This window comes from Chitinophaga sp. NPDC101104 (assembly GCF_050277495.1).
Taxonomy (GTDB): domain Bacteria; phylum Bacteroidota; class Bacteroidia; order Chitinophagales; family Chitinophagaceae; genus Chitinophaga.
Map to the genome: position 1 here is coordinate 4,162,773 of NZ_JBNNSF010000001.1, position 12,545 is coordinate 4,175,317.

The following is a 12,545-nucleotide window of genomic DNA, read 5'->3' on the forward strand; positions in this document are numbered from 1 at the left end:
CAGTTTAGAAATTGAATCCAAGTTTGGCACCGAAGGAGCGGGTGTACGGCAGCGACCAGCTACCTACGCCCTGTCCGATCCCGCTGCCGGAGATCGTCATCGCCGTTTCCGGATCGTAGCCCATGTCGGCGGCGGTCCAGGTAAAGAGGTTCCGCGCGATGAGCGAGATGTTCAGGTTGCCGATCGGCAGGCGGCCCAGCATTTTTTTCGGGAAATTATACGTGAGCGATGCTTCGCGCAGTTTCACATAAGATGCGTCGAAAGTGGAACGGCTCAGGAAATCCCAGTAGTAAGCGCCGTAATATGCTTCGGGCTCGAGGATTTTGTCGTTGAGCTTGTATTCGCCGGTAGCATCGTCCAGGTAATACCCGTACAGGATGCTGCCGTCGTTACGCTTTTCACCGGAATCATCTGTCCAGGGCAAGCCGCCGGTAGCCTGGTCGCGGCCGGGCAGGGTGGTTTTGGTGCGGCCGTCGCTGAGGAGGTTCTTGGCCACGTAGCTGTGGAACTGTCCGCCCTGGCGCCAGTCTACCAGCACGTTCAGCGCAAATCCTTTATAGCTGAAGGTATTGGAGAAGCCCACCATGAAATCGGGGTTGAAGTTGCCGATTTTTGTCCAGACGCTCACGCGTTCGTATTCACCGCCGTCGGTAATGAGCGGTTCGCCTTTATGCGGCCCGTCGGGAACGGTGGCCCAGCTGCGGGCGTACATATTGCCCAGTTCCTCGCCCACGCGCGCTTCGTAGTTCACGCCTTCGGAGCTGCCGAGCTGGTAGGCCGTCATCCCTTCGTCGAGCTCCAGTACTTTATTCTTGTTACGTGTGAAGTTGGCGGTCACATCCCACTGGAACGTCCCTTTTACGGGCGTACCGGTGATGGAAGCTTCGATCCCGCGGTTCTGGATCCGTCCGCCGTTGATCACTTTGTTGCTGTATCCGGAAGCCATGGTGGTCCCGATCCGCAGGATCTGGTTGGACGTTACGGAGTTGTACCAGCTGAAATCCACGCCCAGCCGGCCATTGAAGAACCGCAGGTCGGCACCGATCTCGGTGGAGGTGGAGATGAACGGCTTGAGGCGGTTGTTCTTGAGCGTCCCGTCCTGCAGTGCGCGTTTATAATCGGCCCAGTCCGCACCGAAATTATAGGTGTTATACAGCTGCAGCGGCCCCGGTTCGCCACCTACCTGCGCCCAGTTGGCACGCAGCTTCATGAAGGAGATCGGGCCGGATTTGATCTGGAGCATGTCGCTCAGTACCCAACCGAGGGAAACGGAAGGATAGAAATAGGAATTGTTTTCCGGAGGAAGGGTGCTGGCCCAGTCGTTGCGCGCCGTCACGTCCAGGAAGAGGTAGTTCCGGTAAGCGAGCTGGCCCATGCCATATAAGCTGTTGATGCGCTGTTCCCATTCGAACATATCGTTGGTAACGGAACCTGCCGCGGCGTTCTTGATGCTGAAAATACCCGGTACCGACAAGGCGTTCGCGCTCTGGAAGGCCGACTTGAACTTCCGGTGCATCCGGTTCATACCGCCGGAAACGCTGAAATTGAAGTCCTGGTTGATATCCTTTCGGTACGACAGCAAAAAGTCGGCATTGATTTCCTGCAGCCTTTCCGTTTCATAAGAGTAAGCGCCTCTTTTGGTGCGGATGGCGCCGAAGGGACGTTTGCTTTCGCGGGCTTCGTTGTAGTTGTCCATCGCCGTGCGGCCCATGAGGGTGAGCCCTTTGGCCAGGTCGATGTTCACTTCTACGTTCCCCATAATGCGGTCGCGGTTATAGCCGTTGATGAATTCGTAAGCTACGAAGAAGGGATTGTCTACGCTGCCGGGCACATGCGAGAATTGCTCCAGGCCTTCCTTTCCGGGTACCCAGTAGTTGCGCAGTTTATTCACGTCTACGTTGGGCGTGGTGGTGTAGATGATATTGCTGGGGCTTTCGCGGTTGAACGTGGGCCTGTTGTTGCTGTGGTTCTTCGTATAGCCGACGTTGGTGCTCACCCGCACCTTCGGGCTCAGCTTGTAGCCGGCTGCGAGGTTGACGGTGTTACGGTCGAGGTCGGTATTGGGAACGATGCCGCCGTTTTTGAGATTGGTGAACGACAGGCGGAAATCGCCGTCGTTGTTGGCGCCGGTGATGGCGATGTTATTGGTGAGCGTGTAGCCGGTCTCGTAGAAGTCCTTGTGCCGGTCGGGATAGGAAACCCAATCGGTCGGGATGCGGTTGCCGCTGCCGTCGAGCGGGCTGTCCCACTGGATATGCTTCGTACCGATATCGAGGCGCGGGCCCCAGGACGAGGTGGAAATGGTTTCGTTGGAACCGGGGCGGTTGCCGGAGCCGAATTCGTTCTGGAACTGGGGGAACAGCCAGGCTTTGTCGAACATGGCGGACGAGTTCACGGAAACGCCGAGGCCTTTTTTGGCGCCGTTGCCCGATTTCGTGGTGATGAGGATCACGCCGTTGAGTGCGCGGGTGCCGTAGAGTGCGGAGGCGCTGGCGCCCTTGAGCACGGTTACGGTGGCGATATCGTCGGGGTTGATGTCGGAGATCGGGCTGCCGTAATCCACCACGCCGCGGCCTACAGGCTCTTTCGGGCTGCGGACGCCGCCGGCTACGGGCACACCGTCTACCACGTACAGCGGGGAGTTATCGCCGGTGAGGGTGCGCTGGCCGCGGATGTTCACGAACACGGAAGCGCCGGGGTCGGAGGAAACGGAGCGCACGTTCACCCCGGCTACTTTACCGGAGAGCGCGTTGGCCACGTTCACTTCCTTCACGGTAGCCACCTGGTCTCCTTTGAGCGTGGCGATGGAATAGCCGAGGGCTTTTTCTTCCCTTTTGATACCGAGGGCGGTTACCACGACGCTGTTCAGTTCCTTTACATCCGGCGCCATGCTGATGTTCAGGTCTCCCCTGCCCGCGGGCTTCTCCTGGGTGGCGAAGCCTACGGAGCGGAACACGAGTACGGACGATGGTCCGGCCACGCGGATGGTGTATCGGCCCTGTGCGTTGGTGGCCGTACCGTTGGAGGTGCCTTTTTCATGCACGCTCACGCCGGGCAGCGGCTCATTTTTGTCGTCCGTAACCACACCGCTTACCTGGAGGTCAACGGTTTTGGCGGCGGCGGGAGCGGCGATGGTGCGGATGGCGTAATCGCGCGCGGAAATCCGCACGGCCTGAAGGCCTGCGGGGGCAAGTACTTTAGCCAGCTGTGCTTCCAGCTGGGCGGCAGGGATACGGGCATAGCGGTCGGCCACCAGTTTGCCCTCCACCTGCGCGGCGGAGTAGCTGAAGGCCACCTGCAGACTGTTTTCAAGGGCGGTGAACATCTCCTTCATGGAGATCATGCCGGCATGGCGGCGGGCATCGGTGCCGCGCACCATGGCGTCCTGCGCACGCGATTCCGCGCAAGCGAGCAGGATGCATAGCACCGCGCAAAGCTTCGTAAAGCTCTTTTGCATAAGTGTAAGTTTTAAAGATCTTATTCGAGAATGATGAAATCTTTTTCTTCCCGCATTTTCAGTCCGTGCACCGTACACACCGCTTTCAGGAGCAATTCCGGCTGGTCCATCGGGGCAGACCCGGTGAAGGGCAGCGTTTCCATGCCGGTGCGTTTGAATCGGACGCGCTTGCCGTAGAGGTCTTCCATGCGCAGGGCCACCGTTGCCAGCGTACCTTCCCTTATCACCACGCGTTTTTCCATCCAGGCCGTGAACCCGCCTGCGGGCGCCTGCGTGAGCGAGATGCCCAGGGCGCTTTGCTGGAGGAGGTCTCCGGGCTTCATCTTCCGTCCGGATGCCGTTACGCTGCCTTCCAGGAGCGCGATGGCGGCGGAATCGTGCCGGTGGTAAACATTAAAGGCGGTGCCGGTCACTTCCACATCGGTCATGTCCGTATGCACCACAAACCGGGGATGCAATCCCTGCGGCGCATGCTTCACCTTGAAATATGCTTCGCCCTGTAATGACACGGTGCGAATGTCTTTGCCGTTAAAAGCGGATGGGTAACGGATGGATGAATTGGCGTTGAGCCAGACCTCGGTACCGTCCTGCAAGGTGACGGTCGTGGTTTCACCGAAAGTGGTGCTGAGCGTCAGCATTTCCGCGGCCGGTGCCGGTACCCGCATCACGAGGAATGCCGCGATGGCCGCTGCGGTGGCGGTGGCGCCAATGATGAGCCTTCTGACGGGGAAGCGCCGGTTTTTTTTACGGTCTTCCGCATCCAGCACGCCGTCTATGGCGGCTTTTACGGCATCCATTTCGGCAGGGTCAACTTCAGTGGCATGAAATCTGAACGAACGGACCATCCATTGCGCTTCGCGCAGCGCCTCCCGTTTCTCCGGGTGCGCCGCGGCCCATTGCTCCCAGAACCGGGCAGCCGCATCGTCTGTGCGCTGCACCCAGGCCTGGAAGGAAGCTTCCGCCGCAAAATCCGCCGCTTCGTAATCTTGATATGACATAATTAAGCCTTGTACGTAATAAGGAGGCACGCAGGTGAGGAAATGCCCTCAGGAAAAAGGAAGTTTTTCAAAATATTTTTTCCCTGGCATTAACGAATTGACGATCAACCCATAAAATATTTACCATCTATTTTTTGGGATAAGGGGTCGTCACATTTGTAGGGGAGATCAGATTGTATGCAGGCGACCCGATCGAACGGCTTTTCATGCGGCACTTCTACCGGCTGTACAGCAGCGTTTCCGCGCCCGCCAGCAAAGGTTTCAGCTCGGTGAGGGCGCGGTACACGAGCGTGCGGGCATACTTCACGGCTTTGAGCTGCATGATTTCCGCGATCTCTTCATACGAAAGACTTTCATAAAACCGGAGATACACCGCTTCCTTCTGGCGCAGCGTAAGCCGGGCGATGGTTTGCTGCACGTGGCGCTCCGCCAGCGCGGCGTTTTGCCGGCTGATGAGATAGCTTTCGGGCGATAATTCCAGGAAAAATGCGGGCGCTTCGGTGTCTGTCAGCTCCTGGGATCGCGGCGTTTTCCCCAACACCCTCACAAGTTTGCGGCGTACGGCCACCAGCAGGTAGCTTTTGGGCTTATCCGGCGTTTGAAGGGATTGGCGGCGGAGGTATAGGTCGGTAAAAAAATCCTGCAAGGTGTCTTTCACCAAACCGGCATCCTGTGTAAAACGGCTGCAATAGCTGAAAAGAGGCGGGAAATACCGGCGGTAGATTTCGCCGAAAGCTTCCCTGTCCCCTTCCCGGAGGCGATCCCAAAGGACCTTATCGTCTTGCTGCGGATAAAAGGCGCCGGTGTTCATAAAGCGAAATTTAGGAATAAGGATCAAGCATGCAATCTACATCACCCTTCGCTGCCGTTCCAACCTATCTTCGTAAAATAACCATTTTTTAATTTGTTACAGTGCGTGCGACGTTGCCGCTTCGCGGATGCCGAGCCGCTCGCACCATCCTTTGAAATCGCGGTGGATGCCCTGCAGCACTTCTTTCTGCTCGGGCGTAAGCTCCAGCACGTGCGCGCGGCTGATCGTGCGCACGGGTATGCCCCTCAGCTGCAGGAAATACTTCGCGCTCATGGGGTATGCGATATGGATGAGCGGGTCTACCCGGCGAAGCTCTTCCTGGATCCAGGCCACGTCTTCCGCCTTCGAAGGGTCGGCCGCGTTATTGCAAAGCCATACGAGGATTTCAGGATAAAAGTTCCCGGAGATGGACGACATGCCCGCCGCCCCCATGCGCAGGGAATCCACGGCATTGGGCGTATGCGCATCGTAGAACTCGAATTTCGGATCGTTGATCGCCGCCAGTTTCTCCCGGACGCTTTCCACCTGGCAGCTCGTGTCTTTATGGTAGATCAGCCGGTTGGAATCGAGGAGTGTTTTCAGTACTTCGGCGCTCAGCACCCTTTTATAGGGCGCGGGGCATTCGTACAGCCCGAGCGGAATATCGCCGGTGAGGTCGAACATCTGATGGAAACGGTCGATCAGCACGGCATCCGGTTCGTCTACGTTCGCGAAATGCCCCGTGATCATGATCACCGCATCCACCCCCGTATCATGGATATTCCGGATGAATTGCGCCTTGTCGGGGATCGTGAGCCCGAAAGAACCGGTGGCCACCACCGGCACGCGGCCGTTCACGTAATTGACCACGTGGCGCGTCAGTTCCAGCCGCTCATCTTCACTGATGCTGTACATTTCGGAAGAAAGGCAGTTGGCGAAGAAGCCCTTCACCCCGGCTTCCAGGTAAAAATCGATCAGTTGCTCCACCATGCCCAGGTCGATGCGCGCTTTCAGGTTGAAGGGCGTGATCATCACCGGTACGAATTTCTTTTGCATAACAAACAGGGTTTTAAGATTGGGAATGAAGACGGCGCTGCATCCGCGAGAACAGCAGTCCCGCCAGGAAGATCGCCAGCGTGCCCACCACGATCACCATATGGATGTGGAGCGGGCTTTTGAACCGTTGCAGATCTTCCGGAAAATATTTCGACAGGCTCATCCAGAGGATCACGAGGATGCCGATGACGGTGGCGGCCACGGCTGCGGCGTTCTTCGCTTTGGAGATGATCCCCAGGAGGAAGAGGCCAAGCATGCCGCCGGCGAAAATGCCGGAAAGCTCCCACCAGATGTCCAGTATACTTTTAACACCGATCATGGCGATACCGAAGAAAATAGCCATGATGCCAGACACTACGGTGGCCAGGTGCAGGACTTTCATTTCTTCCTTCGGCGAAGGGTTGGGACGTACGTACCGCTGCCAGATATCTTTCAGGAAAACCGTGGCGGAACTGTTCATGCCGCTGCTGAGGGTGCTCATGGCGGCGGAAAGGATCGCTGCGATGATGAGCCCCAGCAATCCCGCCGGAACTTTTTTTACCATAAAATACGGCAGGATCTTGTCGCCGTAATCGGCCGGCGCGAGCGACGAAGCCGCCACGCCCCTTTCCAGCGCGGCCTGTTCCCGCACGGCGTTGAGCATCTCCGGATGTTGCAGGAAATATGCGTACAGCGCGGTGCCGATGAAGAAGAAAACCGCGCTCACGGGCAGGTACCAGTATACGCAGAGCCACACGCTTTTGGCAGCCTCTTTCTGGCTGCGGGCGGCGTGATAGCGTTGTACATAGTTCTGGTCCATTCCGAAGTTGTTGAGATTGATGAAAAATCCGTACAGGAAAACCACCCAGGCGGTCGATGTGCTGAAATTCGTGAGGCTGAGGCTGCCGAGGGAAAATTTCCCTTCCGCCGAGCCCACGCTGAAAATATCGCTCACGCCGCCTTTCATCCCGTCTATCACCAGCCAGAGGATGATGATGGCGCCCGCCGTTTTGATGAGGCCCTGCAACACTTCCGTCCAGATCACGGCTTCCATGCCGCCGAGCACGGTGTAGATGATGATGCAGACGCCCGTTACGGCCATGATGGTGCGCATGTCGAGGCCGGTGAGAGCCTGCAGCGCCAGGGCTACGCCGAAGAAGATGGAACCCATCCGCGCCAGTTGGGTGAGGATGAAACAGATCATGGCGTAGGTGCGGGCCCAGGGACCGAAGCGGTGCTCGAGGTGCGTATAGGCGCTCACTTCGCCGCTGTTGCGGTAGAAGGGAACGAAATATTTCGCCGAGATCCATGCGGCGGGGACCATCGACAGGCTGAACACGAAAGCGTTCCAGTTGCCGCCGAACGATTTTCCGGGAACGCCCAGGAAGGTGTTGCTGCTCAAAAAAGTGGCGTACAGCGAAAGACCGAGCGCCCATCCGGGGATGGTGCCTGAAGCTGTCGTGAATTGTGCCGCATTTTTATTCTTTCTCGAAAAATATACGCCGATCAGGATCATTCCGAGCAAATACGCTCCGATTACCGCCAGGTCTGTAATAGGCAGTTGCTGCATGTCTTAAAATGCTATCTCATGGTTGATATTGCCATTCCTCACGTGGATTTATTTGAACCGGCTCTTCGTCCGATCCTTTGGCAAGTTGCGGAGATTTTTCTGGCTAAACAATGTTGAATGTTATGAAAAGAATAGCTTAAATTACTGCCGTGAAGAGCCAATCCAACGCCAACATTTCCACCGCATGGACCTTGCCCGAACAGCTGCAACGCAAGCTGGACGAACATCCGCTGGGCCGCAACCTATACATCACCGCTATCCGTTTTTATCCTGAAAGTGACGCGAAGGAATGGGGCGAGCCGAAGGGCGCCCCGGTGTACAGCCTCCTGTATTCCGCCCATGGAAGCGGCTGGTACGAAGTTTCGGGCGAGCGCCATACCGTGAAAGCCAATCAATATGTGTTGCTGACGAAAAACACGCCATTTCGCTGCGGTCCCGATCCCCGCAATCCCTGGCGGCTCTACACCGCCCAGTTCACGGGGCTCCTGGCCGACGAGCTCTGTGATTACCTGACCAACGGCAAGCCCATCCACACCACGCCGCCGCTCGTGGGCCGCATCGCGCAGTTCTGGGACATCCTCCATCATCTCGACCTCATGAACAATATCGAGAACCTGCTGTACGCCAACTTCCGGTTCTATAGTTTCCTCGGTACTTTCCGGCTGTCTGTCTTCAATTATATGAAACAGGGGTCAGACAACCAGATCGAGCAATGCATACAGATCATGAAGCAGCAGCTCGACAAGAACCTTACCCTGGCCGATCTCGCGGCGCAGGCGCATTTGTCGGCCTCCTATCTGTCCGCGTTGTTCAAGGAGAAAACGCGCTACTCTCCCATCCAGCTGTTTACATCGTTACGGATGCAAAAGGCCAGTCAGCTTTTGAAAGAAACGAACCTGACGGTGAAGGAGATCGCGCAGGAAATGGGGTACCCGGACCAATATACGTTCTCGCGGACTTTCAAGCTGATCATGGGTGTGTCGCCTAAGGGGTTTCGGGAGAAGAGTTAGGATGGATCTTTTTTCGTCCCGACAAATATTACATAGTTATTTTTTAGTATATTTAGTTTATTAACCTCGTATCGTTAATAGACCCTTATACTATGAAAACCCTTGCATTCCTGGTAACATTTACCGGAATTCTCATAGCTATGCTATGCAATCAATGGCTGTATAATTTGAAACGCGCACGCAGACGAGATTACTATCGGAATGTTTATCTTAAATCGGATGCGTGGATGCGAAAACGTTATGTTGTTTTGAAAAGGGATAACTGGCGATGCGTTTATTGTGGTGAGCAGGCGTCCCAGGTACATCATACAAGATATCTGAAAAAGAAGATCGGCAAAGAACCAATTGATTGGTTAGTATCTGTTTGCAAATCTTGTCACGGTGACCAACATCAAAAAAAGACCTTATCAAACTCAATCATCTCCACCCTATTCCCAAAAGGATCGCGGAAAAACGCGCGCTCCCGGCCTTCGATTTTCGATGTATAAGCGATGGCAACGCCGTTAGACTGGAGATAGGCTTTCGCCGCTTCGAGGCTTTCCACTTCGAAAGCGGGGTGCCGGCCGCTGGGGAGCTCGGTGGTCTTTTCCTCTTCCACCAGGTGCAATTGAATATCTGCGATTTCGTACCAGATAGCGTTGCGCGGATGCTGGCCGGGAATTTCCTTCAGTTGTAAAAGTTGCCCGTAAAATTGCCGGGCTGCGGCTTGCTGGCCGGTCGGGATCATGACTGCCACATGGTCGATCTTCGTAAAACGTATCATCCTCAGCGGGGATTTTATCGGTTTCCCCGCGCAAATATCCGTTAATCCGTACAAATTCCAGCTAAATATTTAGCACCCAATGCCCCAATAGCCGGTTTCCCTGGCGCAGGAACGTTGCGACCCTACCCAAAAAATAGCCGTCCGGAAAACCGGACGGCCTTTTCCACACGTCTTTACGTTACAGTCAAAGGTATGATTTGACAGCTTCTTATGTAAACATGCGTTTATAAAATGCAGCACCTTCGGTAGCCATTTCGTCTGCACTGCCTGCCAGCGGCCGCCAAATACAGGCGGCGCGGGCCAGTTCTTCGGACGGCTCGCCGAATGTTTCGAGCACCACCGCGCCCCGGTACCCTATCTCGTCCAGCGCCTGCCGGATCGCCGGCCAGGGAAGATGCCCCGTACCGGGCGTCCCCCGGTCGCTTTCGTTGGCCTGCACATGCAACAGCAGGTTACCGGCTTTGCGGATGGCCGCCGGAATGTCCTTTTCCTCGATGTTGGCGTGGAAAGTATCCAGGGACAACCGCAACGATGGATGGTCTGCCTCCGCGATAAGCGCCAGCGCCTGGTCTACTGTATTGATCATGTCCGTCTCGAAACGGTTCAGCGGTTCCACGCCCAGCAAAATCCCATGGTCGGCCGCGGCTGTGGCGGCGATGCGGAGATTCTCCAGGCACCAGGCCCGCTCCTGCCGCTTCTGCTCCGCCGGCACGATGCGCGTTTTGCCCACGGCCGAATACAGCGGCCCGCCGAAAAGCGGGCTCCCCGTTTTCTCCGCCAGCCGGATGCATTCCAGGATATAATCCAGCCCCTCCTTGCGGAACGCGGCGTTGTCCGACGAAATATCGCGCCGCGGCCCGAAAGCACCGCTGAGCGTGATGTCGAGGCCCAGGTCGGCCGTCATGGAAACGAGCAGGTCCCAATCGATGAGGCCCGCCTGTTCCACCGCCACTTCCACGATGTCGTACCCCGTGGATTTGATCTTCGGCAACAGGTGGAAATCCGCCGTTTTGAACGGTGACGCGTACACGAACGTGCTGATGCCGGTTTGGATGGTCGTTTGCTTACTCATTCGAAATCCGGTATTTGGATGCGTTTACCGCCGTTCATGGCCGATTCGTGCGCACAGATCCCCGCGCAGGTGTAGTTGGCGGCGAGATGCGCGTCTACCGCGGATTCGCGCCCTTCCACGATAGCCGCAACGAATTCCTGCACCAGGTGCGGATGCGAGCCGCCATGGCCTGCGCCCTGGAGGAACGATACGTGGTTCGGATCGTCGATCTTCTCCCGTTTGGTGAAATGCGCGATCTCGGGAATGAGCATCTCGTCGGTATCGGGGCATTCCATCCGCCGGGCGTTCTCACCGCCGTCGAACACGGAATGACCTTCATCCTGCAGCTGCTCCCATTCGAAAGACATCTTCGTCCCATACACATCATAACTCTCGCGGTATTGCCTTACCACATCGAACAGCGATCGGGTGGCTTCGGCCACCACGTCGGAATTCTTCAGGGTGAAAGTGGCGGTTTCCACGGCAAAGGGGCTGCCATAGCGGGATGCGAGGTCATCGCTCAACCGGCCGGAACCATGGCAAACCACGGATTCCGCTTTTGTATTATTGATGCGCAGCAGCGGCGAAATAGCGTGGGTGCCGTTGAGCATGGGCGGATATCCTTTCCAGTATTCGTCCCATCCCGGCATGCTCATGTCCTGGATATGCGATCCGCGAACGAACTGGATGCGGCCCAGCTGGCCGGTTTCCGCCAGTTTCAGGCCGTACAGGAACTCGCGGGTGTAAAGCGCCGTTTCCATCATCATATACACTTTCCCGGATTTGCGGCGCGCTTCTACGATAGCGGTGCAGTCTTCCACCGTCATGGCCATGGGAATGGTGCAGGCAGTATGTTTGCCGGCGTTGAGGCTGGCGAGGGTCATGCGGGCGTGCTCGGGAACGGGCGTCACGATGTGGATGGCGTCTACATCGGCGCGTTTGGGCACGTCTTCGAAGTTGGTAAAGATAAGATCGTCGTCGAGGTTGAAGCGTTCCTTCAGTTCTTTCAGCGTAGCGGGATTCCGCGTGCAAATGCCTACCCGCTTGATGTTGGGGTGTTGCTGGTAAATGGGGATAAACTCCTTTCCGAATCCCATCCCTACGATTACAACCGTGATCTGTTTCATGATATCCTGATTTTTTTGATGAGTGATAAATTAACGGCGGCCCGCCCATTTCACGGCGTTCCGCAGCAGCGCCTGGTACGCCGCCAGCTCGTGCGATTTGGCGTCGTGCCCCAGCGCCAGGCCTACGATGCGCGCATTAGGATGCTCCACCACGAATACGGCGGGATGCGTCACGCCCTTGTCGTTGGTGCTTTGCGCCAGCACGGTGATCTTCGCGGCGGCAGGGTCGGCGTTGAAGTGATACAGCTCATCGTCGAGCGTGAAAGACTTCGGCACTTTGCGTGTAACCGGATGCTTGCCCCTGAGCGCCACGGTGAAAGGCCCGTACTTCTCGTGCGAGCGGCTGCCGCCGCCAACGAGACGGGCATTGTATTCCGGCCAGTCTTTCCAGTTGTACCAGATGGCGGCGTGCGCCAGCACCAAACCCTTACCGGCGGCGGCATGCGCAAAGATGGCGGCGCGGGTGGCGGGGTCGTTGATGGGCTGGTTGTTGGCCAGCAGGAGCACGTCCGTTTCGGGGAGCTGTGCGGCGATGGTAGCCGGATCGCTGGTGTAGGTGACTTTGGCGAGACCGTCGCGCTCCAGCGTGGCGGCGTCTTCCTGTTTGTACCATCGATCGAAATCATGCGAGCCGCCGCCGCCCACGATGAGCACGCGCAGCGGGGCTTTCTGCGCAGCCAGCGGCAAAGCGGCCAGCAGCAACACGAAAGCGAAAATCTGACGGAGAAAATGTTTGCTGTTCAT

11 protein-coding genes are annotated in these 12,545 nt (G+C 56.8%); 2 read left to right on the plus strand and 9 right to left on the minus strand.

Annotated features, from left to right (window positions below; all coding sequences use genetic code 11):
• Window positions 1-4: 4 nt before the first annotated feature.
• The 5 genes from ACQKLP_RS16745 to ACQKLP_RS16765 form a co-directional block, all read right to left on the minus strand.
• Window positions 5-3,457, minus strand: coding sequence for a SusC/RagA family TonB-linked outer membrane protein (locus tag ACQKLP_RS16745; protein ID WP_427323937.1), 3,453 nt, complete (start codon window positions 3,455-3,457; stop codon window positions 5-7).
• 20 nt (window positions 3,458-3,477) lie between these two features.
• A complete protein-coding gene (locus ACQKLP_RS16750) occupies window positions 3,478-4,455 on the minus strand; it encodes a FecR family protein (RefSeq protein WP_427323938.1) in 978 nt (325 codons plus the stop codon).
• A gap of 217 nt (window positions 4,456-4,672) precedes the next feature.
• Window positions 4,673-5,266: an RNA polymerase sigma factor gene (locus tag ACQKLP_RS16755; protein WP_427323939.1), complete on the minus strand. Its 594-nt coding sequence runs from the start codon at window positions 5,264-5,266 to the stop codon at window positions 4,673-4,675.
• A 96-nt stretch (window positions 5,267-5,362) separates the two neighbouring features.
• Window positions 5,363-6,301: a dihydrodipicolinate synthase family protein gene (locus ACQKLP_RS16760; protein ID WP_427323940.1), complete on the minus strand. Its 939-nt coding sequence runs from the start codon at window positions 6,299-6,301 to the stop codon at window positions 5,363-5,365.
• A gap of 13 nt (window positions 6,302-6,314) precedes the next feature.
• Window positions 6,315-7,850 carry a sodium:solute symporter gene (locus ACQKLP_RS16765; RefSeq protein WP_427323942.1) on the minus strand — a complete coding sequence of 512 codons (1,536 nt, stop codon included), beginning with the start codon at window positions 7,848-7,850 and terminating at the stop codon, window positions 6,315-6,317.
• A gap of 149 nt (window positions 7,851-7,999) precedes the next feature.
• Between ACQKLP_RS16765 and ACQKLP_RS16770 the strand changes: the two genes are divergently transcribed.
• Both ACQKLP_RS16770 and ACQKLP_RS16775 read left to right on the plus strand, forming a co-directional pair.
• Complete coding sequence (locus ACQKLP_RS16770; protein WP_427323943.1) at window positions 8,000-8,860, plus strand: AraC family transcriptional regulator; 861 nt, start codon at window positions 8,000-8,002, stop codon at window positions 8,858-8,860.
• A gap of 227 nt (window positions 8,861-9,087) precedes the next feature.
• Window positions 9,088-9,348, plus strand: coding sequence for an HNH endonuclease (locus tag ACQKLP_RS16775; protein WP_427324367.1), 261 nt, complete (start codon window positions 9,088-9,090; stop codon window positions 9,346-9,348).
• On the opposite strand, the gene ACQKLP_RS16780 is transcribed toward ACQKLP_RS16775, so the two are convergent.
• The 4 genes from ACQKLP_RS16780 to ACQKLP_RS16795 all read right to left on the minus strand — a co-directional run bounded on the left by ACQKLP_RS16780 (window position 9,252) and on the right by ACQKLP_RS16795 (window position 12,545).
• Window positions 9,252-9,623 carry a VOC family protein gene (locus ACQKLP_RS16780; RefSeq protein WP_427323944.1) on the minus strand — a complete coding sequence of 124 codons (372 nt, stop codon included), beginning with the start codon at window positions 9,621-9,623 and terminating at the stop codon, window positions 9,252-9,254. The two genes, ACQKLP_RS16775 and ACQKLP_RS16780, sit on opposite strands and share 97 nt — an antisense overlap.
• A 208-nt stretch (window positions 9,624-9,831) precedes the next feature.
• Entirely contained in the window at window positions 9,832-10,695 is an 864-nt protein-coding gene (locus tag ACQKLP_RS16785) for a sugar phosphate isomerase/epimerase family protein (protein ID WP_427323945.1), read from the minus strand.
• Entirely contained in the window at window positions 10,692-11,801 is a 1,110-nt protein-coding gene (locus ACQKLP_RS16790; RefSeq protein WP_427323946.1) for a Gfo/Idh/MocA family protein, read from the minus strand. Before ACQKLP_RS16790 ends, ACQKLP_RS16785 begins: the two co-directional genes overlap by 4 nt.
• 30 nt (window positions 11,802-11,831) lie before the next feature.
• A complete protein-coding gene (locus ACQKLP_RS16795; protein WP_427323948.1) occupies window positions 11,832-12,545 on the minus strand; it encodes a ThuA domain-containing protein in 714 nt (237 codons plus the stop codon).

Bases quoted from the DNA above. Each gene is read 5' to 3' on its own strand.
- ACQKLP_RS16745 (WP_427323937.1), bottom strand. From the start codon at position 3,457: ATGCAAAAGAGCTTTACGAAGCTTTGCGCGGTGCTATGCATCCTGCTC.
- ACQKLP_RS16750 (WP_427323938.1), bottom strand. From the start codon at position 4,455: ATGTCATATCAAGATTACGAAGCGGCGGATTTTGCGGCGGAAGCTTCC.
- ACQKLP_RS16755 (WP_427323939.1), bottom strand. From the start codon at position 5,266: ATGAACACCGGCGCCTTTTATCCGCAGCAAGACGATAAGGTCCTTTGG.
- ACQKLP_RS16760 (WP_427323940.1), bottom strand. From the start codon at position 6,301: ATGCAAAAGAAATTCGTACCGGTGATGATCACGCCCTTCAACCTGAAA.
- ACQKLP_RS16765 (WP_427323942.1), bottom strand. From the start codon at position 7,850: ATGCAGCAACTGCCTATTACAGACCTGGCGGTAATCGGAGCGTATTTG.
- ACQKLP_RS16775 (WP_427324367.1), top strand. From the start codon at position 9,088: ATGCGAAAACGTTATGTTGTTTTGAAAAGGGATAACTGGCGATGCGTT.
- ACQKLP_RS16780 (WP_427323944.1), bottom strand. From the start codon at position 9,623: ATGATACGTTTTACGAAGATCGACCATGTGGCAGTCATGATCCCGACC.
- ACQKLP_RS16785 (WP_427323945.1), bottom strand. From the start codon at position 10,695: ATGAGTAAGCAAACGACCATCCAAACCGGCATCAGCACGTTCGTGTAC.
- ACQKLP_RS16790 (WP_427323946.1), bottom strand. From the start codon at position 11,801: ATGAAACAGATCACGGTTGTAATCGTAGGGATGGGATTCGGAAAGGAG.
- ACQKLP_RS16795 (WP_427323948.1), bottom strand. From the start codon at position 12,545: ATGAACAGCAAACATTTTCTCCGTCAGATTTTCGCTTTCGTGTTGCTG.